Below are 21,179 nucleotides of genomic sequence, written 5' to 3'. Positions count from 1 at the left end.
CGCAGGCGCCACGTGCATCTGCCCACACGGTGCCCCGCTGACGATCATCCCGGCGGCGCCGCGGGTGCTCGTGTCCGGTGCACCTGCTGCTGTGCTGAGCGACCAGGGCGTGGTGGCGGGCTGTCCGTTCACGGTGGGCACGAAGCCGCAGCCGTGCGTCTCGACGCGGTGGACGGCCGGGGCCACTCGCGTCACGTCGATGGGACAGCCACTGCTCGTCAACCCCGCCTCGGCGATCGTGTCCTCGGCTGACCAGATCCCTGCCGGGCCGCCCATGGTGTCCTCGAGCCAGACACGGGTGGTCGCGTCATGAGGCTCGCGTTCCCCTTCCGGCCGAGCGCGCTGGGCCGCTCCGACGTGGTGGCCTACGGCAGCGACGCGCACGTGCGCCAGATGCTCGAACTGCTGGTGTTCACGGTGCCCGGCGAGCGGGTCATGCGCCGCGACCTCGGCAGCCCGGTGCGACAGCGGGTGTTCGGGCCGCTCGGCGGAGCCACGGCGGTGGCGCTGGATTCAGCGCTGTCGGCGGCGATCGGCCAGTGGCTCGGCGACGTCCTCACGCTGATCGACCTCACCGTCACCGGGCTCGACGCGGACGCGGCCCTGGAGGTCGTGATCGTCTACGAGATCCGCGCCACCAGGATGGTCGGCGAGGTCCGGGTGCGGCAGGACCTGACGTGACCGGCGCAGGGCACCCCCGGGGTGATGTGGTGCCGGGAGTCCGCTACGTCTGCTGCGACGAGCGTCGCCGTGCTGCGCTCGCCGAGCTCCGCGGCCCTGACGGGATCGCGGACTGGTCGGGCATCGACTACGTCGAGGTGCGGGTGGGCGCGACCGTCGGCGACCCGACGGAGATCGACGTCGTGCTGGTGAACCCGCTCGCGCTTCCACGCGCCGCGCTCCGCGGAGCCAACGTCCGGATCACGGGCGGGGTGCGCCATCCGGCGCCCAGCGTGGACCCCGACGTCGAGGAGGTGCCCGGCGGCGACCGGGTCTCGACCTACCGGGTCCGGGTGCCCGGCGGGCAGCCCACCGACTTCTCGACGTACCGGCTCGCGCTCGTCTCCGGGGCGGCTTCGGACGACCCCCCGCCGGGGATCGACCCGCGGTCGGCGGCCGTCGACCTGTCGTTCACCGTCGACTGCCCCACCGACGACGACTGTGCGCCCGACTGCCGTGCCCTGCCGGAGGACCCGCGACCGGAGCCGACCTTCGACTACCGCGTCCGTGAGTGGGACGGGTTCCGCCGGCTCATGCTCGACCGGCTCACCGTGCTCGTCCCGGGCTTCCGTTCCGACGACCCCGTGGACCTGACGACGACTCTGGTGGAGGCGCTCGCGTATCGCGCGGACCAGCAGTCCTACCGGCTCGACTGGGTGGGCACCGAGGCGTTCCTCGACACCGCGCGGAGCCGGACGTCGGTGACGCGGCACGCCCGGCTCGTCGACTACCGGCCGGGGGACGGCGCGAGCGCTCGCTGTGTCGTCGCGGTGGAGCTGCTCGCGGGCAGCCTGGTCGTCCCGGCGGCGACGCCGGTGCTCGCCCGGACCCCCGGGCTCCCGACGGTCGTGACCGCCACCACCTACGCGGCTCTCCTCCCGACGGAGCCGCTCACGTTCACCACCCTCACCGAGCAGCGGCTCTGGCCGTGGCGGTCGCGCATCGACCTGCACACCTGGTCGGACGAGCAGTGCGCGCTCCCGCGCGGCGCCACAGCCGCCACCCTCGTCGACCGGTCGGCGGACGGCGGGCCACTCGCGCCCGGCGACCTGCTCGTGCTGGCCGAGATCCGGTCGCCGCAGACCGGCGAGGAAGCCGACGCCGACCCCACCTGCCGACACGTCGTGCGGCTGACCGGCGTCCGTCCGGTCACCGACGTGTTGTCGACCGACGCGGTCGTCGACGTCACCTGGGACGCCGCCGACGCGCTCCCGTTCGAGCTGACCGTGTCGTCGGAGGTGGCGCAGACAGCCGGACCGCCGCGTCGGGTGGTGTGCGCGACCGCGTTCGGCAACGTGCTGCTCGCCCAGCACGGCTCCGCGTTGCCTCCGCCGGACCACCTGGGACTGCCCGACACGGAGATCGCGGCACTGACCCCCGGGCTCGACCCGCCCGCGCCGCAGCCCGGGCGGGCCTGGCGGCCCCGGTTGCTCCGGGGCCCGGCGACCGGGGCGCTGGCCCGACCCGCGCGGGTGGCGGCGCACGACCTGACGACGCTCCCGCGGCAGCCCGCGGTGGCGCTGCTCACCGTCGACCCGGAGGCGTGTACGCCCGATCTGCGGCTGGTGGACGCGTTCGCCGACTGGACCGCCCGGAGCGACCTGCTCGCGAGCGGTCCGTTCTCCCGCGACGTCGTCGTCGAGTCGGACGCCACGGGCGCGACCACGCTGCGGTTCGGTGACGGCGTCCACGGCTTGGCCCCGAGCGTCGGCGAGAGCATCGGGGTCCGCGGGCTGTTCGGCGTCGGGGTCGTCGGCGACGTCGGCCCGGGCACCCTCGGCCACCTCGTACTCTCCGACGCGGCGGCCGGCGCGGCCCCGACCGTGGAGCGGGCCACCAACCCCCTCGCCGCCCGGGGCGGCGCCGAACCGGAGAGCGTCGCCGCCGTGCGCGTGGCGGCACCGCAGGCCTTCCGGGTGCAGGACCGCGCCGTCACGGCCGCCGACTACGCGGCGGCGGCGCTGCGCTACCCCGGCGTCGCCAACGCCAAAGCGCTGCCCCGCTGGACGGGCTCGTGGCAGACGGTCCTCGTGCTCATCGACCGGCTCGGGGGCGCGCCTCTCGACGACGCGTTCCGCGCCGGGCTGCTCGCACACATGGAGCGCTTCCGGCTCGCGGGGTTCGACGTGGCCGTGCGGGCCGCGCGGGCCCTGCCGCTGGACGTCGCGCTCACCGTGTGCGCGGCACCCGACCAGGTACGCGGCACCATCGGTCGACGCGTGCGGGAGGCCCTCACGCCGTTCGGGGTTGCCGGGAAGCCCGGGTTCTTCCACCCCGACCGGTTCGGGTTCGGGACACCGCTGTATCTGTCCGCCCTGGTCGGCACCGTGATGGCGGTGTCGGGGGTGCAGAGCGTCACCCCGACCGTTTTCCAGCGCTTCGGGCGGACCGCGCAGGACGAACTGGCGCGCGGCGTCATTCGTCCGCCGGCGACCGAGGTGCTGGAACTGGCCGACGACCCCGACTTCCCCGAGCGCGGCCGACTGCGGATCACGATGAGGGGCGGCCGATGAACGACGACTCGCCCTGCCGCTGCCCCGGAAGGCATTCCTGCGGCTACGCCGAGACCGTCCCCGCGACGGGCCCGGGCGACCCGGAGCGGTTCCGGCACTCCGCCCTGCTCGACCGGATGCTCGACCGGATCGCCGGCGCCACGGCCTCCGGCCAGCGGGCGTTGGCCGGCCTGGGCACCCGCGCCGAGGACGACCCCGCGATCGCGGTGCTGTCCGCGGCCGCCGGTACAGCCCACGTCCTGGCCTGGACGCTGAACCGGCTCTGGCTCGACGGCACGCTGCCCGCGACGCAGGACCGGTCCGCTCTGGTCGCGCTCACGGCCCTGCTCGGTCACGAGCCCCGTCCCGCGATCTCCGCGACGACCGTGGTGTCGTTCACCCTCGACCCGCCCGGTGCCCCGGCGACCGGCACCGTCCCGCGGGGCACGAAGGTCGCGTCGGTGCCGGTGGAGCCGGACGAGCAGCCGCAGACGTTCGAGACCGACGACGAGATCGAGGTGCGGGGCGCCTGGAGCGCGGCCCGGCCGCTGCGTCGGCCAGCACCGCAGCAGATCACGACGACCACCGCACGGGTCACGGTCGCGGAGGTGAGCACCCCAGCACGCAGCGGTGACCTCGTGCTCGTCTGGTCCGCCCGGCAGGACGCGGGCGTCGCCTGGGTGCTGGCGCGGGTCGTCGCGGTCACCGTCACGCCGGCTGGTCCGCGCGGCGAGCCGCAGACGACGGTGCTCGACCTGGCCGGGCAGGTCCGCGTGGTCGCGGACGGTGATCGGACGGACCCGGCCGGCGAGGGCACCGTCATCCTGCTCGGCGGGCGTGCCCAGCCCTTCGGCGCCACCGCTCCCGACCTGGCGTTCATGCCGCAGGAGGTCCGCGACGCTCAGAGACCCCGGGCATTACGCCGACAACCCACGCAATGGAGGGACTTCGTGCTGGACGCGGACCCCACCCCTCCGGTCTCGGTGCACCTTGGCGCCGTGCACCCGGAGGCCGCACCCGGCCGGGTCGCGGTGCTCCGTGCGCCCGAGCACGACCCGCTGATCGCGCGAATCGGCAGCGCGGCCGACGTCGCCCGCGCGGCCTTCGGCCTCTCGTTGACCTGCACCCTCGTGACGTTCGACGAGATCGACGACGAGGCGTTCACCGCCTACAACCTGCTCGTCCGAGAGACCTCGATAGCGCTGGAGACGGCCCGGCTCTCCCTCGTCGTGCCACGGGACGACCCGCAGCTGCCGACCGAGGCCGAGCCCGACCGGATCGTCGTGGAGGGTGACGTCACGCTGCCGGTGGGGCGGCGCGTCGTGCTCACCGATGCCGACCCGCACGACCCCGAGCCGCACGTCCACGCCGTCACGACGGAGACGGCGAGGGTGGTCACGGCGACCGCACGGGACGGGCACACCACTCTGGTCTTCGACGCCCCCATCGCGCGACGCTGGCCGGCCTCGCGACTGACCATTCTGGGCAACTCGGTGTCCGCCTCGCACGGCGAGTCGCCCTCCGCGATCGTCGTCGCGCCCGGGTCGGCGCCCGGCTACGAGACTCTCGGGTCCGCGGACGCAGCGGCGGCGCTGCCGCGGTACCCTCTGCCGCGCACTCCCCTCACGAACGTCCCGGCGCCCGGGCCGAAGGGGTACGCGCCGGCGCTCGACGTCCGCGTCGCCGGGCGCGCCTACGAGCTCGCCGACAGCCTGTACGGGGAGGGCCCGGACAGCCACCGCTACCGCGTCCGCACCCTCGGCGACGGCCGCTCCGAGGTCCAGTTCGGGGGGCGGCTGCCGACCGGCGCCGGGACGGTGACGGCCCGCTACCGCACCGGGGGCGGCGCGGCGGGCCTCCTCGGGCCCGGACGGCTCAACCAGATCCTCACCCCGGTGCTCGGCGTGCGATCCGTCGTCAACCCGGTCCCCACCGAGGGCGGCAGCGACGCCGAGACCACCGACGCGATCCGCGGTGCTGCGCCGAAGGCCATCCGGACGTTGGACCGGGCGGTCGCCGTCGCCGACTTCGAGGCCTTCGCCCAGGGATACCGCGGGGTCGGGAAGGCCGCCGCGGTGGAGCTGCGGTCGGGGATGCGCCGCGTCATCGTCGTCACGGTCGCGACCACCACCCTCACCACGCCCGACCCTGGTTCCGACCTGCTCACCGGCCTCCCGGCCGCGCTGCTCGCCGCGGCTGCGCCAGGCACACACGTGGTGGTCACGGGATTCACCGACCTGGCGATGGCGCTGAGGGTCGCGCTCGCCACCGACCCGGCGCTGCGGCGCGCCGATGTCGAGCAAGCCGTCCGCGAGGCCTTGGAGTTCGATCTTGGTCCGGCCGCGCGGCCCTTCGCCACGGCCGTGCACCGCTCCCAGGTGCTCGCCTCGGTGCAGCGGGTGCCCGGTGTCGTCGCCGCCCGGCTCACCGGGTTCTCCGCGGCGGGGGTCGTCGAGGACGCCGAGGGCCGACTGCCCTGCCCCGGCCCGTCGCTCACCGCCACCGGCGTCGCGCCGGCGGCGCTGCTGTCCGTGCGCTCCGCGGACGTGGAGTTCCAGGAGTTCCCGACATGACCGGACCAGCCGCGAACGCGGACCCGCCCGAGGCCCGCGTCCAGGACGTCGCCGACGCGCTCTACGCGCTGCTGCCCGAACACGTCCGCCATGTCGACCAGACGGTGGCGGGCGGGGCGCTCCATGCGCTGTGTGGGGTGCTCGCCCTGCCCAGCGCGGAGATCGACGCCGAGACCGACGCGTTCTACGACGCCCTGTTCGTCGAGACGGCGGGCCCGGCCGCGCTCGAGGCGATCGCGGCGTTGGTGGCGGCCACCCCAGTGCGCCCCGGTCCGCCCGGCTCGGCGTTGGACCAGCGCGCCTACGTCGCCAACACCGTCCGCTACCGACGCGGCAAGGGCACGGCTCGGGTGGTCGAGCAGCTTGCCGCGGACGTCACGGGGTTGGGCGCGGTCGCTGTTGAGTACTTCCAGCGGCTGGCCCGTTGTCAGCACCTGCTCGACGTCCGCCCCGAACGACCCGGCACCGCGCACCTCGTCGACGGCACCACGACGGCCCGTGCGGGCAGCGCGTTCGACGTGCTGCCTCGCCTGCTGGACGTGCGCCCGGTCACCCGTCTGCATCGCGACCTGCCCGCCGGCCGCCACGCCGTCACTGCGCTGGGTGTGCACCTGCTGCGGCCGCGGGTGACGTCCTTCCCCGCGCCTCGGTCGCTCGATCCGGCGCACCTGGCGGGCGTGCCGCAGGCGCGGGCGTGGGTCGTCGGCGGCCAGGCCCTGCCCGGCCACCACCAGCTCGCCGCGCAGCCGGGCGCGCCGCTGCGGCTGTTCACCCCCGACCGGCGGGCGGACGCCGCCGGCGGCCGTGTACAGGACCGCGACCTACCGGAGCGGCTGCGGCGCCTCCCGCTGCACCGTGAGACCGAGGAACTGCGTCGCGCGGAGGCCGCGGACCGGTCGGCTCGGTTGCCCGACCGGCCGTGGTTCGACGAGCAGGGGGCCCCGTTCACCGTCTACCTGCGACGTACGGGCGCGACCGACTTCGAGCGAGTACCGCCGGCTCGGGTGCGGATCGCGAACCTGGTCGACGCGCCGCTCGCCCGTCCGCCCGCTGGTCCCGTCGCGTGCGCGGTGGACCCGGTGACCGGACGCGTGGTGGTCGCCGAGCCCGCACCCGACGCCAGTGACGTCGACGAGGTGCGCGTGGCCTGGGCGTCGGGCCGCGGCCGGGCGATCGGCGCCGGGGCGCAGGACCGCAGCGACCCGGAGGTGCCGTTCGAGATCCGCGATTCGGGGGCGAGCGCCGACCTCGTCTGGCTCGTCGACCCGACCCGACCCGCGGGCGGTGTGCCCGGACGGAGCCGGGTGGTGCCGACCCTCGCCGATGCGCTCGCCGAGGTCGCGTCGCAGGGCAGCGGCCGGCGCAGTCTCGTGCTACTCATCCGCTGCGACCTCGAGGAGCGGACCGGCGGCCAGCCGTTCGTGGTGACGCTGCATGCCGACTCGGAGGTCCACCTCGTCGCGGCCCAGTGGTGGGAGCCGCGGCCGGTGCCCGGTGCGCCCGCCGATGCGTCCCTGCGCGGGTTCGTCCTGCGCCGCGAGCGCCGGTTCACCGTCGCCGCGCCGCTGCAGGTGGTCGCCGGGGCGCCGGGCGGACGGGCCGGTCGACTGGTGCTCGACGGGCTGGAGCTGACGGCCGGGCTGGAACTGGCGGTGGAGTCGGCGCACGCGGTGGATCTGCGCCACGTCACGGTGCGCCACCCTGGCCACGTCGCCCTCGGTGCCACCGGGGCGCTCTCCGACGTGGCCGTCACCGTCGACTCGTCGGTGTGCGGGCCGATCCGGCTGGGCACCGGCGGCACCGCGACGGGCCGCCTCGACGTGCGCGACAGCGTGCTGGACGGCGACAGCGCTCCCGGCGAGGCACTCACGGCACCTGACCTCGACGTCGGCCTGTGCAACGTCACGGTCCTCGGGCCCTCGTCGATGCGCTCGCTCGAGGCGACGAACGTGATCTTCACCGAGTCCACGACCGTGACCCGACGGCAGAGCGGCTGCGTGCGGTACTCGTTCGTGCCGCCCGACTCGCGCACCCCTCGCGAACACCGCACCCAGCCCGCGCTCGCCCTCGAGGAGGCCCGCGAGGCGAAGGGCGCGCCGCTCACCTCCGACGAGCGGGTCGCCACCACGCTGTCGGTGCAGCCGGTGCTCATGGACGTGGCCGTCGACGAGCCCACCCACGCGATGCTGCACGCGCTCTGTCCCGACGCGATCCGGTCAGGAGGCGAGGCGGACGCCGAGATGGGCGCCTTCGCCCGGGCGGCCTTCGGGGTCGCCACCGCGAACCTCGTCTCGCTGTTCGACGACTATCTACCCGTCGCGCTCGAGGCCGGGGTCATCGACGACACCCGGTCCGGCGCCGTCGCCACCCGGAGGGATGTGCCGTGACCGTCCGCAACGACGCGACGCGCCAGAAGGTCCGGCCGAAGGATGCACGGGAGCCACGTTCGGTGGTGGCCCGGCAGGGTCAGGTGCTGCTGGACGCAGACCTGGACGAGCAGGCCCGCCACGTCCTGGACCGCGTCGAGACCGAGACATCCGACGTGTTGGGCCTCCCGGACCGGTTCGTCGTGCCGGCTGGATCTCCGGGCTTCGCGATCGATCCGACGAACGGGGGCATCGGGCCCGGGCACGGCTACCTCGACGGGTGGCTGCTCGACAACCCCGCCGACACGACCCTGCCGACGCAGCCGCATCCGCGCACCGACACGGTGGCCTACCCGGCCGCGCTGGTGGTGAAGGCGCTGGTGCGCCACGTCGACCCGGTGGAGGAGCCGGCGTGGGCCGATCCCGCCCTCGGTGACGCGCAGGCGTCGGGGCGGGCCCTGCTGGACTGGCAGGTGTTCCCGTTCGCCCTGGCGGGCGACGGTGCCACTCCGCCGGGCTGCGGGGACGTGCCCGACGACCCGGATTGGGCAGGTTTGGTCGCCCCGTCCAACGGGACCCTGACGGTCGTCCCCGACACGGCGCCACCGGCGTCCGACCCGTGCTCGCTCGCTCCGGCCGGCGGGTACTCGCGCGCCGAGAACCTCCTCTACCGGATCGAGGTGCACGGCGGCATGCCGCGCCCCGACCTCCCCGAGGCCGACGGACCACGGTTCGGCCTGGACGGTCTCCGGGTGAAGATGTCGCGGCGCAACGCGTCGGTCATGGCGGCGGTCACGAAGGTCGAAGGAACGACGGTGACGGTGACCCCGCCCGTGCTGGATCCCCTGAACTGGTTCGCCCCCGGGAGCTACGCCGAGGTCGTGTCCGTCCACGACGACGTCGATCCGCGCGCGGCCGCCGCGGGCGAGCGCCTGTTCCGGGTGCTCTCGGCGTCGGACACCGAGGTCGTCCTCCCCGCTGCCGCGGCCGCGCTGCTGGGCACGCTGACACTGCCCGGCTGGTACCTGCGGCTGTGGGACGCCTTCCCCGACGGCGCGGGCGTGGCCACGGCGTCGACCAGCGGCGACGCCACCATGTCCGGGCGCATCGACCTCGGCGACGGACTGGCCGTGCGGCTGGGTGCGGGCGCCGGAACGACCGGGACGATTCTGCGTCGGGGGGACCACTGGACCTTCACCGCCCGCGCCGACGGCAGCATCGACTGGCCGGTCGGCGCCGTCGAGACCCCGCACGGCCCCGAGGTCCGCTACGCGAGCCTGGCCGTCGTCACCGACACCGACGGCACCCTGACCGCCGAGGACTGCCGGGTCCCGTCGGCCACCCTGACCGACCGCGTCCTGCTCTACCGCGGCGGCGACGGCCAGGAGATCGCGGCGACCCCGCCGGACGAGTTGCTGCCGCTACCGACCCCGCCGACAGTGGCGGTCATGCGCGGCCGGGCGCCCGTGGTGGGCGCGACCGTCCGGTGGAGCGTGCCGGAAGGCGATCCGGACGGCCTGCTCGACGGGCAGACCGTCGATTCCGCCGGCCTGGAGCTCACCACCGGCGCCGGCGGGCTGTGCGCGGTCGCGTGGTCGATCGACGCGACCCGTGCCGACCGCGTGCACCGGGTCCGCGCGCAGCTGCTGGACGACCTCGGCGTCGACGACGGGCCGCCGATCCTGTTCACCGCGTCCTTCCGCACCGCCGCGCGCACGAGCTACCAGCCGGGCGCCTGCGAGGTCCTCGCGAACGCCGGCACCGTCCAGGAGGCCCTCGACGAGCTCTGCCGCAACCTGGAGCCCGAGCCGCCGACCCTGCAGATCACCGCGATCCGGCTGATCCGCCGCCAGACGATCACCGATCTGCTGGAGGAGGACCTCATCCGCACCGGCCGGGAGGTCCGGGCCGACGCGTTCGTCGACGGGATCGAGATCGGTGTATCCGGCCCGGTGATCACACCGCCCTATCGGGAATTCGACCAGGTCGTCGACGTCGAGATGGACCTGCCTTACCCGACCACCGACCCCGAGCGCCGCTACTGGGCCGAGGCCTCGCGAAGCGAGGAACGGCCCGGCATCACCGCCACATTCGGGTTCACCCGGGTGCGCCTCGACGGCTCCGTGGAGGTGGTGACGAAGGACACCGGAGCGACCATCGAGCACGGGCTGCGGTGGGTCCCCGGCAAGCAGGCGCGGCAGTTCCTCGCGACCCTGCGGTTCCACCTGGGCGGCTACAAGGTGCTCGACCCCGTGCTGACGGAGAAGCTGGATTGGCAGATCGAGGGACCGGCGCGACTGCTGTGCCGACTGCGGGTGCGCGCGGTGCACGTGTGGTCGACAGGACCGGGCGGCAGGCCGGTCTATCTCAACGCCGAGTACCTCGGCACCGCGCGCGAAGGCCTGGCGGCGCGTCCCCTGTCGGTGGAGGAGCGGGACCCACAGCGCGCAGGCGACCTCGACGTGTACTTCTACCTCGCCATCGGCTGACTCCCATGCAGGATGGGTTTGTCAAGGTGTCCTGACCTTCCCGGTTCCGCGGACAGGTGCGGTAGGGGTCGGCCTGGCGGTAGCGGCGGGTTGGAGATTCTCGCACTCGGATGGCCTGCGGTGGAGGTAGAGAGTGCAGGTGTCGCGGGTCGTACCAGGCTCCGTGACTCGAAGATCCGCGCAGGCCTCCTCGGCGCGTGCGGGTCCGACGCGAAGGACTTGGCTCGGAACAACATCCGCGTAGTGCAGGACCGCGAGAACCCGGAGCAATCACAAGCAGATCATGAGTGGCGACAGCGGCGACCGAACTCCCGAGGCAGGAGGACGGGGCGATAGTGGGCATACGCGACGTAGCAGGTGGACTACCCAGCGCAGATACACTCGCCGCTGCCCGCGAATATGCTGTCCGCCCGACCCATATTCTTGCCCAGAGTAGCAGGCCGCATTCGATCAGTAGGGCTGGCTCATCCAGCGATCCCGCTCCTCGAGGGAATCGTTGGCAATATCTCCCGATGGTGTCCGTCAGTCGTCTGCTGAGCTCGGCGGCTAATCGGGTGACCGTACTTGCCCGCGGTGAGCCGAAACTAGAAGAATCCTCTGGAGCGGAAGCGTGGGGTTAGGTATAACGGAACCGTGCGCTAGTCCGGAGGGGGGAACGATGCGGCCTCAACTGTCGGATTTGAGTTCTTGGAACTGTTGCAGGGAGTCGAGACTCTCTCCCCGCGAGACCGAGGTCCTGTCGCTTCTGAGTCAAGGCAAGTCCGCGTACCAAGCGGCGTCTCTGCTCTTGATCAGTAGGCGGACAATCGAGAAGCACGTAGAGCACATCTATAGAAAGCTCGAAGTCGGCGACAAAGTTGGCGCGATCAACCGCGGTCGCGAGCTCGGGCTCATATAGCCTGCAAGGTCGTTGCCCTACGATGCGTTTGTCGCGCGCCTCGAGCCGGCACCAGCGCTGGTTGCCGGCCTCGGCGCGGGCGCGCACCGCAGCGGGCTGGCCATCGGCGCGGCGGGCGCGGTCGCGGCTGGGACGTAGCGGGCGGCGGTGGTGCCAGGCTGGCGGCGTCGACCAGCAGCCGGCGGGCGTGACCGTTGCCGGTCTTGGTGATGCCGCCCGGCGGAAGTAGGAGCCGTGGTTCGCGGCGGGTGTGCTCCGTAGACACCGCGTCGAACTCGTCGAAGGCCAACTGCACCCCGCGCCGCTCGAAGCGTGGAGACCCCGCGCAAGCAGCGCACCTTCCTCGGCCTCGCTGGCACCCGCACCGCGGGCAGCTCGGCCGATGCGCAGCAGCCGGGCCAGGCGCTCGGCGTCCCGGCGATCGGTCTTGACCTTGTCCTCGGCCGGGCGCTCGAGCTTCGACGGCGCCACCACCTCACAGCGCACCCGGGCGGCACCCAGCGCACGGGGCAGCCCGACGCCGGTACGCTCTGCCCACAGCCGGCGCCTCCCGTAATTGCGGCACCGTCACCGAGTGCGGACGGTGACCCGCGCCGACCTACGAGCGAGGCGGCGGGCCTCGATACGGTCTAGGCGTAGAGTTCGCGCTCCCAGCCCCGCCCGGTGGGATGCCGAGCCGTGCTCGGGATCGAGGTCGACGATGAGCGACGAGTAGCCCGCCCTCTCGAGCTGGCGGTACACGCGCGTCGTTGCCTCGCTCGGCATCCCGACCGCGTGGCTGACGAACAGATGGGTCACGGAGCGGCGACCAGCCCGACGCCCCGGTCCGCGATGTCGACGCCGTGCGCGAACACGTCGGAGCGGGCCGAGGCGATGAGCTTGGCCAGCACGGTCGGCGCGGTGGCGGGCAACGGCGACGCCTCCACCGCCTCCCACCACAGCGCCGCCACGCCGGCGACGTGCGGGCACGCCATGCTCGTCCCGTTCATCTCCACGAGGCCGCCCCCGGCGCGCGCCGAGAGGATCTTCACGCCGGGTGCGCTGAGCTGCGGGAACGTGTTCGAGAAGGACGCGACCGAGAAGCCGGCGGCATCCTTCTGCAGCGCTCCCACCGACACCACGCCGTCCGAGGCAGCGGGAAGCGAGGCCGCGATCTCGTAGTCGGGGTCGACGGTGCGCTTGCTCTCGTTGCCGGCGGCCGCCACCACCAATGCGCCCGCGTCGAAGGCCTGCCTTGCGCGGGCCATCGTCATGAGGGCGTCGAACATCCGGAGGTTGCCCCGGTAGGCGACCAACGCCTGTGACGCCGCCAGGTCCGCCGGCCATCCTCCCTGGGTCAGGTCGTCCACCATCCCCGGGAAGTCGAATCCCAGCGACATCGAGATGACGCGGGCACCCTCGTCGAGCGCCCAGGTCATCCCACGGAAGAGGGCATCCGAGCTCCCGCTGCCGTCGTCGCCCAGGACCTTGCCGGCGAGCAACGTCGGGACTCCGCGAGCGATGCCGATCCGTCGACCGCCGACGTCGCGACCGAGGATCGTTCCGGCGCAGTGGGTGCCGTGGCCCTGCTTGTCGCCGTTGCCGCTCCCCGAGAAGTCCTTCTGCTCGACCGTGACGCCGCTGAAGGCAGCGTGGGAGGCATCGACGCCCGTGTCGAGCACGGCCACCAGGACCCCGGACCCGGTTCTCGTCGACCGGTCGGCGCCCACCGCCGTGATCCCCCACGCGTCACCCGACGCCGGGGCGTCGTCGACCGCGACGGGTTCGATCAGGCGGGTCCGGATGGCCGGGGTGACGGCGACGACCTCAGGGTCCCGGGAGAGGTCGTGCAGGCCGTCGACATCGACGTTCTCCACGTCGACACGGGGTTCAGGAGGCGCGTCGGCGCCATCGGTGGCGGCCTGGAGCCCGAGTGCTCCGGGCCGTGCGAGGGGGTTGCTGGACCTGGCGGCGCGCATGTCGCGCAGGACCACGCTGGTCATGGTCATCGGCGGGTTCCTCTGTGTCGGGCTCTGCGGGTCCGGTAGCAGCTCGTCGGCTCAGCTCGTCGGGGCGGCGCCGGCGTCGAGCGCGCCGTTCCGCGTGGGGGAGACGCCGGAGCCCGGATCCCCGGGCGACGCGTCTCCCAGGAGGTCGCGCAGCCATCCCGGTGCCGCACCTCCGTCGTTGGGGTCGATGGACGTGCTGGTTCCGACCGTGGCGGCGGACGCGGCGCTGCTCGGGCCGCCGGCATCGACCGGCCCGAGGTGGCCGACGGCGGGCGGGACGTCAGAGTCCCGGTCCGAGGCGTGGGCGGGAGCGGCGCTGTCGACCGCCGCGCCATCGTCCGTGATCGTGATCGTGGTTCTCATCCCGAGCCTCAATTCAGGACCGCGTAGCGGCCCTCGAAGTCCATCGGGGCGCTCGAGAGGTTGCGGACGGTCAGCCAATAGGTCACCGCCGACGCCGAGGCGCGCTCGACCTCGACCTCCCACTCGAGCTCCGGGGCGCCCGGGGCGGGAGTGGTCGGCATGAAGTACCAGGTGACGTGCCAGTCGGAGGGCCAGCTGTGGGTGAACCAGCGGCCGCTCTGACCGGCAGGGAGACGTCCGGTGAACTGCGTTCCGACGCGCATGGGGCTCCTTCCCTACCAGCCGAGAACGGCGTAGCGGGCTTCGATGTCGACCGGTGAGGTCGTGGTGTTGGTGATGTCGATCCAGTAGGTCGCGGCGGCGTCGGACGCCCGTTCCACGCGGGTCCGCCAACGGACCTGCGGCGCGCCGGCGCGCGGCGTGGTGGGTATGACCGTCCACAACACGTGCCAGTGCGCGGGCCAGCTGTGGGTGAACCACCGCTTCGTGGCGCCCGCCGGGACGGTGCCGCGGAATTGCACTCCGGTCCAGGTCCCCGTGCGCAACGCGGCCGGAAGCAGCTGGCGTAGGTCCGGCCGGTTGCCGATGCGCTGGCTCGCCGGCCGCCCGGGCGCGTCCTGTTGGGGCGAGCCGGTCGAGCGCAGGAGCTCGCGGGCGCGGGCCGGCGAGAGCAGCGGTCGGCCGACGGCCCGGAGCGCGCCCTGGGCGCACGCCAGGGCACCGACGACGATCGGAGAGGCGCTCGAGGTTCCGCTGAAGGTGTCGGTGTACCAGAGGTCCTGGTTGCTGCCGCCCTGCAGATCGCCGTACCCGGTGGTCGTGACCTCCCTACCCCACCCCTGGGCGTCGACGCAGGCGCCGAAGTTCGAGAAGTCGAGGCGAGAACGGTCCGGTCCCCAGGTGCGACCGTGGGTGCCCGGTGGCGGAGCGCCAGCGCCGACGATCACGGCTCCGGCGTCGAGCGCGGCGCGGCGGAACGGGTTCCGCCACCAGGAAGGGAAGCCGGCCTGCGCGGTCTCGTACGCGGCGGCGTCGAGGTCCTCGGCCCCGTTGCCCGCCGCCTCCACGACCACGATGCCGCGGTTCACCGCGTATCGGATGGCCAGGTAGTCGTCCGGCCACCACTCGATCGCGATGAATCCCTGCTGCCCCACCCCGGTGGCGTTGGGACCCGCCCGGTGCACTTCTAGCAGGATGATGTCGCCTGCCACGAGGCGGTCCGCCGCGGCCTTGATAGCGGTCGATGTCGGCACCGAGAACGCCGACGCCGAGATCACGGCGTCCGGGGCGATGCCGGTGATCCCGAAGGCGTTGACGTCCCCGCTGATCTCCCCCAGCACCGCGGTGCCGTGATTGGTGTCGGTGCTGCCGGTTCCGGCGATGACGCCGGACTGGTTCGTGCGCAGGTCCTCGTGCGTGAAGCGCCAGCCCCACTCGCAGTCGACGACGCGCGTCCCGCCACCGCGACCGCCCGAGACGGTCCACGCGTAGCGGGCATCGATGCCCCCCGGAGAAGCGTCGAGGTAGCCCTGCCGCGAGACGTAGTCCGGGGTCGCCGCGGTGGCCTCCGGCCCGGTGGGCGCCATGTCGTTGATGCCCTCGAGCAGGCCGTGGTCGACCCGGTCGAGCACAGTGGCCGGCTCCGCCGCGGGTTTGACGTACGCGGCCTCCACCGTGTCGAGGGCGCGCAGGCGCGCGGCCAGGTCGTCGAGCCGCTCGTCCGGTGCTTCGGCGTGGTAACAGCGGGCCATGCGTTCCACCACCTCGGCAGCGGCGGCGTCCGGCGCGGCGGCGTCCGCCTCGACGAGGAGGCGGTCCTCCTGGCCGAACAGCGGGCGCAGTATTACGTCCTCCGCGGCGGCGACCTCGGCGATCGAGCTGATGTCGGCCCCGGTCAAGGATCGGACACCCTCGCCGGTGGCACGCAACGAGACCTCCGGCGCCACGACCACCACGAGTTCACGCCGCCGCTCGTCGGCCTGTCCGGTCGAGCCACCCGTGGGCGCCTGGGATATCGTCATCATTTCTCCTCGGTCGGCGCGGGCCGGGGGTTACCCGAGAGCGGTTGCGCAACGGGAGATCGCGGCGCACCTTTCCCGATCCCGGATGCAGGGAGGGTGTACTGCACTTTCCATGGTGGCAGGTCACCGCGCCCCGGAAAGGGGCCGAACGAGTCACACCCACTACGTAGAAGTACGTAGTGCGCGCTGAGATACGCAATCTTGCGTATAGGCAGAAACAGTCGGCCGGGCCGATAATCGTCGACATCCAGGAACCCGTTGATCCTCGGCAGGATGGTTCTATTTCGGGACCGCGGCCCGCGCCGAGGGCGGCCACGGACGCATGCCTTCCTCCCGGAGTCCCCGATGACCAGCGTGCAACACTCCGTGAGCGATGACGAGTCGCTCGGCGCTCCAACCTTCGTCCCGACGTGCGCCCGGGATGGCGTAGCCCGCCCCGCGTTTCTGGTTGACTTGATCGAGGCGTACCGACAGCGTCACCTGCCGTGTTTCTTCACCGAGACCCGCAAGAGCTACGAGGGCGACCAGCGAGCACGGATCCTGGACTCCTACTTCGCCGATTCCACGCGCGCCGCCGTCCTGCTCGTGGACGTCGGCGATCGGCGGCTCGGACGAGGACCGCGGACGAGGCTCGAGTACGAGGCCGGCACCCTCACACCCGAGTTCGACGCCGTCATCCGATCCTGTCGCGTGATCGAGCGCCGGGCCCAGCCGAGGCTGGGTCGCCTGGCCCAGCTCACGGTCGCGCAGGACATGTACACCTTGCTGGTCTACCTCTTGCGTACGGCCGATCACTGCGCGGCCGAGCCGGAGCGTCCCGACAACCTGCGCAAGGTCGACGCTGCGACCGTCGTCGTCCGCCGCGAGGCCGAGGAGATCGAGACCTACGTGGAGGAATCGGCCCGCCAGGAGCTGATCGCTCGGTATGTATTGGGTCTCCTCCCGGGCCTGCTTGTGTGCGCAGTGCTGCTGGTCCTCTCGCGCTGGCTCCCCCTGGACCCCGCGGGCCCGGCCCCCGCCACGCTCGCCATCCCGTTGTGCATCGGCGCGGGAGGCCTGGGGGCGGTCGTCAGCGTCCTCTCCCGCATCACCAGCGATCGCACCGACGTGTCGGTGCGGGATCGCAGCAAGCGGATGGCAATGGCCACCGGGGCCTTCCGGCCGATCATTGGGGCCGTCTTCGGCGCCTTGTTCTTCCTCGTGGTCGCCGCCGGGCTGCTTCCCCTGCGCCCCCCGCACGACGCGACCGCAGGCCTCCTGCCCTTCTTCGCGGTGGTTGCGTTCGTCGCCGGCTTCAACGAGAGGTGGGCACAGGACACTCTCGTGAGGACCGTTCGCAAGAACGTGGACGGCCCTGGCGAGAGCAGGACGTTGCCGCCGCGCACCCAGAAGGGCGCGGGTGCCGAATCGAGTGACTCGGTAAGCGGTAAGAAGTGGTCATCGCGAGTTCTACGCTGATAGGGCGGGTCGTTCGCGAGCAGACTCAACCGCAAGGTTGAATTGCCGCGGCTCCCGGTGGCCGACACCGACCCGACCGGCACGCCGATCCCTCATCGCGGCCCATCTTTTCGGACGAGCGCCGATACCCGTATGTTCCCGAGAAAGGCGTACACCGATGTCGACACTGAATCTTCCTCCCGAGAACCTCGAAGTCCAGTCCGCCGAGGCGGCGGAGGCCGAGGCCTCGTCCAGCGGCTGCGCGTGCGCGTTGTTCGCTGTCGTCAACGCCGACGGAACCCTCGCGCGCGGTTTCGGAGCGACCTCGGCGCAGAGGTTGGGCCAGGGCGCCTACGAGGTCATCTTCAACCGCAGCGTCCGGAACTGCGCCTACCTCGGCACCATCGGACTCTCGGGGGACGTCGGCTCCTCCCCCTCGGGCGAGATCACGGTGGTCGGTAGGAACGGCAACGACCGCGGGGTCTTCCTCACCACCGCGACCAGCGCCGGCAGCCCAACGGACGCGGGCTTCCACCTCGCCGTCCACTGCCGCCCGTAACCAGGAGTATCTGCTCGAGCTCGTCGACGTGCGGAGTGTCCGCCACGCCATGATGGCAGCCCGGGGCCGCGAGGGTCCCGGGCTGCCGTCCCGCCTCGATGTCCGGTGCTCCACCGCGGCGAGGGCGAAACCGGGCCGCTCAGCCTTCGGCGACGGGGACCGGTTCTGGCGCGGGCGCAGAACTCTCGTCCGCGCCCTCGGCCCGGAGCGCCTCGACCGACGCCTGATCGTTCCGATCATGGTCGTCGAAGTAGTGCCTCACGCACCGATACGCGACGTAGTAGCCCCAGTGGCCGTGGTGCTCCACCTCCACCCAACGGTTGCTGCCGCCGCAGTCGGAGTAGTGACCTCCGTAGGTGATGTGGCATGAGGAGTACAGATAGTGCCCCTTGGGAAGCAGACCGACCGAATTGTAGTGGGTACCCGGTCCCTTGCGGATGCGAACCCCGGTCTTGGCCTCGACGTAGCACACGGAGAAAACCTCCTGATGGTTGAATGGCGACGGATGAGACGGGCAACCGAACGGACCCGGAGCGAGGTCGAGCGGTCGTCACGCACCGGATCCGATCCGATGTGTGAAGTCGACGATGTCCCGGGCTATTCCTGTGTAGTCGCCCCGCAGGCCCCCGACCGCCGGGCCGTGCGCGTCCATGTTCGCGTCCTCGTCCTGGCGAGCGCAGCCACTATTCGTGTGACTGAAGGAAATACGTACTGGCCGGTTGTCTGGACGCCAGATGCACGGACCACGGAGGTTGGTGACAGTCGGACACGGGACCGAATGATCCGCGGTGGGGGAGGACCTCCAGGTCCGGTTAGAATCACCACATCGGCACCGACCCGGGTCCTCGTAGTTCACAATGCTCGCTCGCGGAGACTGGCCGGTTGTGCTGCACCAGGCTCGCCAGATCAACGGCCCGCCAGCAATGAAGAACTCTCGCAGGAGGTGAACAGGGGTCGGTGTCGAGTCGGTAGCAAGACCCGGACACTTGCTGCGCGCCGTCTCGACACCGGGGGAGCGCCCAACAGCGAGTTCTATGCGTTACGCGACCGTGCACGCGCATTCCGTAGTTGACCTGGCGCTACCCGCATGACGCGGCACCGATCAGCGCTTCGTGTGCTCCCCCACGCCCATGATCAGGGCAGCTACCCACGCCCTTCGGCTTGGTCTCGATGACCTTGATGTAACCGTGTATGCCGAGCCGCAGAAGAGGCGGAGCCATTGGGGGTACCCCCGAAGATCATCCGGAGTGAGCGCGCCGTGGACGATCGGGAGAGAAGCACCCGCAGGCCCGGACTCGACACCTGTCACCATGGGTGCGCCGTCAGGGACTCGGACCCCGGCACCAGTGGACAGGAGTTGCGTCTGCTCGGGCGAGCGCAGCGGTCGTCATGCTGGACGGTGGTCAGCGCGACCCCGCCGTCAGCCCACGCGGCGAGGAGCGCGGAGGGCGCCGGCGAGCCGCCGAAAGCAGCGAAGGAACGGGATCGTCGGGGACGCCGCCCCGAGCAGCGCGCACGCGTAGAGGACCTCGAAAGTGCGGGTGTCGTTGCGGGAGACACCGCGACCTGGTGCTCGGCACCGACCCCCTTCTCGGCCCGCGACCAGGCCAGCGACCGCACGCGCGCGGCGAGCTCGCCGTAGGTCGTCTGCTGGCCGCGATGCTGGTCGATCAGGTCCACCCGCTCCGGCGTCCATGCCGCGTGCCGCTCGTTCCAGACACCGTCGTCCGGCAGGTGCTCGGTCCGATCACGTCGGAGCTCGTCCACCCCGAGCCACGCGCCCACGGGGGGATCAAGCTCGGTGACGAAGCTCAGCAACGATCGTCGCCTGAGCTGGTCGAGCGGAGTAAACGGCCGCTGGAGCGACATGCGATCACGTCAAAGATCGCTCCATAGCGCTGTGATCAGCACAAAGGTGCGCCGTCAGGGACTCGAACCCCGAACCCAGTGGACGAGAGTCACCTTGGCACGGGTGATGCGCTGTGCTCGTTTGTGCTGGTCGATGAACGTGCGACTGACTGCCGTTCATGGGCGGTAACCTAACGCTGGCAGTCGTGGTGTGACGTAAGCGGTGCCCTAAGCGGCCCGCGGCAGTTGGCTGGCCAGCGCGTTCACGACTTCGGATGCACCCCTGTTGACGATTCCTCACGCCCGGTCGCGCAGGCCCTCTGAACCTGCCGCGCTCGCGCAGGAGGCGCAGCAGTAGAGGTGCGAACCAGCCTGGACCCCGTGCCCGATGATCGTGCAGGAACAGTGCTCGCAGCGAGGCGCGATTCCGTGGATCGCGCACTCGAAGCTGTCGAACACGTGGACGGCGTCCTCGACATGGACCTCGAAACTCCGGTCGTAGTCGTTGCCGCAGACCTCGCACACACCCATGGCCGGCCCCTTCCCGTCCGTGTGACCGCTCCCGATCGGCCCGCTCAGCGGGACCGACGAAGTGGCGACGCTCCGCGGCTCTCGACGCTTGGGGGAGGGTCGTTCGACCCGAATTCGCTGTGCGGGCACCGGGAGCGTGCCGGATTCCCGGGCGGCACCCGGCACCGTCTCGATGCGTGCCCGGTGTCGACCGCGTCCTCGACGCCGTCGAGGGAATGATCCACAGGTCACGGCCCAGTTCTCCGAGCTCGCGTCGGCGCTGCTCGGATGCCGGCTCGAGAGGGCCCGCGACCTGTCGGGGTGGGACCGACGGTCCTACCCCGACAGGCCTGCTCAGGGGTCCTGGGAAGGGCCTCGACGGGAGGCGTCGACGACGGGGAAGCGGTCGTGGCGGCGCACCGATGTGGCGAGGAGGGCGGGATGCGATGCTCGACGACCGGGACCAACGCGTGCTGACCTCCACCGACCCCGTCCTCGCCCGACGGATGCGACAGGGGCGTGGCGCGGATGGGTCGCCTGGCGGGGCGTACTCGCGGCCGCGGGCGCACGCACGCCGCCGAGATAGGCGCGAGCGGCCGCCGCGCCGGCCACCGACCGGCGCCCGGGCGGGCTCATCGTCTCTGCCACAGCACCCCTGGCAGCGACGGTGGCGAGGGCAGTGGTGTCGGACCGAGGCCGAGGACTGGACGCGAGGTGCGCGATGGCCGCCGCGGCGGAAGCACCGCTCAGTACTCGAGGGGAACGCATCGGCTGGTACTTCTTCGACTGGGCCAACTCGGCATTCTCGACCACGGTGGTCACCGTCTTCTTAGCCCGGGGCTTTCATCGGGCTGGGTTCGACACGAGATCCTGAAAGACGAAAGGTGCTCCTGACCTGCGATGATCTGGCTTGCT

The 21,179-nt window shown here is 72.1% G+C and carries 14 protein-coding genes; 8 read left to right on the top strand and 6 right to left on the bottom strand.

The features are described from left to right. Positions 1 to 309: 309 nt before the first annotated feature. From PHK61_RS28770 to PHK61_RS32180, 6 genes are all read left to right on the top strand, one after another. The gene (locus PHK61_RS28770; protein ID WP_274284465.1) at positions 310 to 681 is read left to right on the top strand and encodes a GPW/gp25 family protein; all 372 of its coding nucleotides are present in this window, start codon (positions 310 to 312) and stop codon (positions 679 to 681) included. A 29-nt stretch (positions 682 to 710) separates the two neighbouring features. Further along, a complete protein-coding gene (locus PHK61_RS28765) occupies positions 711 to 3,233 on the top strand; it encodes a baseplate J/gp47 family protein (protein WP_274284464.1) in 2,523 nt (840 codons plus the stop codon). After that, a complete protein-coding gene (locus PHK61_RS28760) occupies positions 3,230 to 5,785 on the top strand; it encodes a baseplate J/gp47 family protein (RefSeq protein ID WP_274284463.1) in 2,556 nt (851 codons plus the stop codon). Before PHK61_RS28765 ends, PHK61_RS28760 begins: the two co-directional genes overlap by 4 nt. Continuing rightward, a complete protein-coding gene (locus PHK61_RS28755; RefSeq protein WP_274284462.1) occupies positions 5,782 to 8,172 on the top strand; it encodes a hypothetical protein in 2,391 nt (796 codons plus the stop codon). The genes PHK61_RS28760 and PHK61_RS28755 overlap by 4 nt, the downstream gene beginning before the upstream one ends. Then, positions 8,169 to 10,640 (top strand): DUF6519 domain-containing protein, encoded by a 2,472-nt coding sequence (locus PHK61_RS28750; RefSeq protein WP_274284461.1) that lies wholly within the window; start codon positions 8,169 to 8,171, stop codon positions 10,638 to 10,640. Before PHK61_RS28755 ends, PHK61_RS28750 begins: the two co-directional genes overlap by 4 nt. A 658-nt stretch (positions 10,641 to 11,298) precedes the next feature. Continuing rightward, a complete protein-coding gene (locus PHK61_RS32180) occupies positions 11,299 to 11,538 on the top strand; it encodes a response regulator transcription factor (protein WP_420791454.1) in 240 nt (79 codons plus the stop codon). A 794-nt stretch (positions 11,539 to 12,332) separates the two neighbouring features. Here PHK61_RS32180 and PHK61_RS28740 read toward each other — a convergent pair. The 3 genes from PHK61_RS28740 to PHK61_RS28730 all read right to left on the bottom strand — a co-directional run bounded on the left by PHK61_RS28740 (position 12,333) and on the right by PHK61_RS28730 (position 15,787). After that, positions 12,333 to 13,526, bottom strand: coding sequence for a S8 family peptidase (locus tag PHK61_RS28740; protein WP_274284460.1), 1,194 nt, complete (start codon positions 13,524 to 13,526; stop codon positions 12,333 to 12,335). A gap of 371 nt (positions 13,527 to 13,897) precedes the next feature. Further along, positions 13,898 to 14,152, bottom strand: a complete 255-nt coding sequence (locus PHK61_RS28735) for a hypothetical protein (protein WP_274284459.1) — start codon at positions 14,150 to 14,152, stop codon at positions 13,898 to 13,900. 12 nt (positions 14,153 to 14,164) lie between these two features. Beyond that, complete coding sequence (locus PHK61_RS28730) at positions 14,165 to 15,787, bottom strand: S8 family serine peptidase (RefSeq protein WP_274284458.1); 1,623 nt, start codon at positions 15,785 to 15,787, stop codon at positions 14,165 to 14,167. A gap of 489 nt (positions 15,788 to 16,276) precedes the next feature. Between PHK61_RS28730 and PHK61_RS28725 the strand changes: the two genes are divergently transcribed. Together PHK61_RS28725 and PHK61_RS28720 are read left to right on the top strand one after the other, a co-directional pair. Next, positions 16,277 to 17,368, top strand: coding sequence for a hypothetical protein (locus PHK61_RS28725; protein ID WP_274284457.1), 1,092 nt, complete (start codon positions 16,277 to 16,279; stop codon positions 17,366 to 17,368). 157 nt (positions 17,369 to 17,525) lie between these two features. Next, complete coding sequence (locus PHK61_RS28720; RefSeq protein WP_274284456.1) at positions 17,526 to 17,906, top strand: hypothetical protein; 381 nt, start codon at positions 17,526 to 17,528, stop codon at positions 17,904 to 17,906. 139 nt (positions 17,907 to 18,045) lie between these two features. Here PHK61_RS28720 and PHK61_RS28715 read toward each other — a convergent pair whose 3' ends face one another. The 3 genes from PHK61_RS28715 to PHK61_RS28705 all read right to left on the bottom strand — a co-directional run bounded on the left by PHK61_RS28715 (position 18,046) and on the right by PHK61_RS28705 (position 20,285). Beyond that, entirely contained in the window at positions 18,046 to 18,378 is a 333-nt protein-coding gene (locus PHK61_RS28715) for an SH3 domain-containing protein (protein ID WP_274284455.1), read from the bottom strand. Between the two features lie 833 nt (positions 18,379 to 19,211). Then, on the bottom strand, positions 19,212 to 19,775 hold the full coding sequence (locus PHK61_RS28710) for a hypothetical protein (protein ID WP_274284454.1): 564 nt from the start codon (positions 19,773 to 19,775) through the stop codon (positions 19,212 to 19,214). A gap of 276 nt (positions 19,776 to 20,051) precedes the next feature. Continuing rightward, a complete protein-coding gene (locus PHK61_RS28705) occupies positions 20,052 to 20,285 on the bottom strand; it encodes a hypothetical protein (protein WP_274284453.1) in 234 nt (77 codons plus the stop codon). Between the last annotated feature and the right edge of the window lie 894 nt (positions 20,286 to 21,179).

It is taken from the genome of Actinomycetospora lutea, assembly GCF_028737205.1.
In the GTDB taxonomy this organism is placed as follows: Bacteria; Actinomycetota; Actinomycetes; order Mycobacteriales; family Pseudonocardiaceae; genus Actinomycetospora; species Actinomycetospora lutea.
The sequence above is the reverse complement of the archived record's forward strand: the minus strand, read 5'-3'. Positions and strand labels throughout refer to the sequence as shown.